At 57.6% G+C, this 2841-nt stretch carries 2 protein-coding genes and 1 pseudogene; all 3 read left to right on the forward strand.

All coding sequences use genetic code 11. From position 1 onward, the window contains the following. Positions 1-367: pseudogene (locus tag VKV18_RS12670) on the forward strand (hypothetical protein); the annotation flags it as partial. Positions 368-1048: 681 nt separating this feature from the next. Next, positions 1049-2047 (forward strand): hypothetical protein, encoded by a 999-nt coding sequence (locus VKV18_RS12675; protein WP_324204564.1) that lies wholly within the window; start codon positions 1049-1051, stop codon positions 2045-2047. A gap of 143 nt (positions 2048-2190) precedes the next feature. Beyond that, positions 2191-2841 (forward strand): transposase (locus VKV18_RS12680; RefSeq protein ID WP_324204565.1); only part of this gene is annotated, 651 nt, incomplete at its 3' end.

Raw genomic sequence — 2841 nt, forward strand, 5'->3', positions numbered from 1 at the left:
CTTGAGAAACTATCTCTCAGGGTGTTGGAAAGCAGGAGAGGTTGAGGAGAAAACGATTAGGATTGCTTTTCAGATATGGCTTAAAGTGGCGCAACGCCTCAGAGTTCCTGTGCCGGATGCCTCGACAGGGCCTCGAAGGCAAGTTATGTTGACATGGGATAACGGTCGTGATCATCTGGAGATAGAGGTCTTTCCAGATGGAGTTGTGGAATATTTTTACTATGATCGTGAGAACAAAAAGACCTGGGAGGCAGAAGAACCGATTTCTATGGTTGATATCGAAGGAGAGAGCGGCGACCTTGCAAGGCCGACGACTTCCCCTTACGTGCCTGAAGAGTTGTTCACCTATTTGCGAAGATTTGTTTGAAGCGCTCCTGCTTGCAAGGATGTGATATGGAGATGCCCCATGATCAGAGCGGTAGAAAGCAGCAGGAAGATCGGCAACTTCAAGGCCGACGCCCTCCCCCTCAAGGCCGACGCAGGGGTCCCCAGAAAATCGAAAGATTTTCTGGGGCAGGGCGCCTTCCCTCTCGTGGAGAGCCTCTTCCTGCAACGTCGTGGGTCATCCGCTTGCTTAAGATTTCGAAAGATGGAAAGGTTAAGACGACAGAGTTCGACTTTGTTCTTTCCTCCAAAGACAAGCAGACAGATCCCCCGTTGCTTTCGGTCTGGGAAGAGACGCTGACACCACCGAAGCAAGCATTGGCGATTGTAAGTACGACAGGTGAAATTTATTCTGGTTATTGCCGTCTGTCAGTGGAGGCGGTTCGTCAAATCCGCTGTGTGGGTTTGCCTGAGCATCAGCTCGACGTTGTTTGGGACCCACTGGAGCCAATGCCCCCTGGGGGAGAGGGGCACGCGGGGGTTTCGGGATTAGAGCGACCGACGGGAGCGCCCAAAAGCGCCTTTAAGACGCTTCGCGTCCAACTCGCCGATTTGGCAGGTCGTCAGTTGTGCCATTTTAGCTAGGTGGTAGAGGGGGTCACCATCGTACCAACTGGGGCGGTGTGGGCATCTATAAAAAATCCAAAAGCAAAAGGAGCACCGAATGTCGTTCTTACGACTGTTAGAGGAGCAAGGGTATAGGGCACGTGCCGACCGTCGGTACCTGAGCGGGACTGTGGTAGATGTGGATTTGTTGGCGCACACCTGTTCGGTGGACGTAGGGGCTACGGACGTGAACGGCCACCCTGTGTACCTGACGGGGATAGCGTTTAGCCCGGCCACACCGCCGGCGGTGGGCAGCCAAGTGAACCTGCTTTACGGCAACAGCAGCCCGCATTCGGCGGTGATAGCCGGTTCTGCCTTAGGGGGTGGGAACCCTCAGAGCGCGATAACGGTGGTGGGTGCGGTAACGAGTTTGGCGGCGGTAGGGAACCCGCCTTTGCAGGGTGCGGTGAACCTTGCGGCGGGCAGCAACGTGCAGCTGAGCGAGAGCGGCCAGACGATAACGATAGCGGCACCCAATGCGATGGCGAACCCGATGACGTCGCCGGGGGATATGATTGTTGGGGGGAGCGGAGGCACGCCGCAGCGTTTGCCGGTAGGCAGCAACGGTCAGGTGCTGGAGGTGGTAAACGGGGTGCCGGCGTGGGCGACCCCTCCTAGTGGCGGCGGTGGGGTGCAAAGCCTTGCGGCGAGCGGGTATGCGGGTCTGACGGGCAACGTGGTGTTGGCGGCGGGCAGCAACGTGACGTTAACGCAGAGCGGCCAGCAGATAACGATAGCAGCGAGCGGTTCGGGAGGTTCAAACGCCCCGGCGAACACCGTTGAAGTGATCGGGCAGGGCGGTGCGAGCAGTGTTGTCGCTCAGGGCAGCATTTTGTGGATGGTGGTCACCGGTGTGGGGCAGGTGGTGTTGTCGCCATCGGCCACTCAACCGATACTCTGGGTTTACAACGCGACAGCAGGCGCGATATCGGTGTTACCCGGCACGGGGAATACGTTTGCATCGGGGAATCAGACGGACAATGTGGGTTCTGGGGCCTCTGCTGTGTATATCGCTCTGCCCAACGGGAGCAACTGGACGCTTTATCGGGCGATATAGCCCCACCCCTTCCCCTTAATAGACAAGCCTGTTTCATCGCTGTCTGCCGTTACGGGTGGGACAATAACGAGCGCAACGGAACCCGACTGCACCAGGCAACCTACAAGCCACTTCGGCAAGCGCACCCTGACCTGCCTGCCCAGTTGGTCGTAGCGGCGAGAAGGAAGGCGGGGGAGGCCCTCAAGTCGGTACAGGAGCGCAAGAAGCAGGAACGCTCCGTTTCCTGCCCGCAGTCCGCCCTTTGCCCCGTGCGCTATGATGCGCGTTCGTATTGGGTGCGCCTTCAAGACGGCTGTGCCTCTCTGACCACCACACAAGGGCGTGTTCGGGTCACCTTCCGCCTGTGTGGCTACTATACCCGTTACGCTAACTGGAAGCCCCGCTCGGCAGACTTATGTTTTCGTGATGGAGCCTTTTACCTGCACGTGGTGATGGAAGCCGACGCGCCCGAACCTGTTTGTGAAGGGGTTCTCGGCGTTGACCTCGGCATCGTGGAACTCGCTACCGACAGTGAGGGTAACTCCTATTCGGGCGAAGCCGTCAAAGCCGTTCGCTGCCGTCTCAAGCGCCTCCGTAGCCTGCTTCAAAAGCGGGGCACCAAGAGCGCGAAACGGCATTTGAAGAAGATTCGCGCCAAACAGTCTCGGTTTGTTAAGAACACCAATCACGTTGTTTCTAAATCCCTCGTTCGTACTGCAGTACAATCGCGAAAGGCACTCGCTCTGGAAGACCTCCGTTGTCTTCGCGACAGAGCAGAAACGGTTTCTCGCGAGATGCGATGGCTCCTCGGTAAC

The organism is Chthonomonas sp. (assembly GCF_035294505.1).
GTDB lineage: Bacteria > Armatimonadota > Chthonomonadetes > Chthonomonadales > Chthonomonadaceae > Chthonomonas.

Excerpts from the sequence above, each read along its gene's own strand:
- VKV18_RS12675 (WP_324204564.1), top strand. The coding sequence starts at position 1,049 with ATGTCGTTCTTACGACTGTTAGAGGAGCAAGGGTATAGGGCACGTGCC.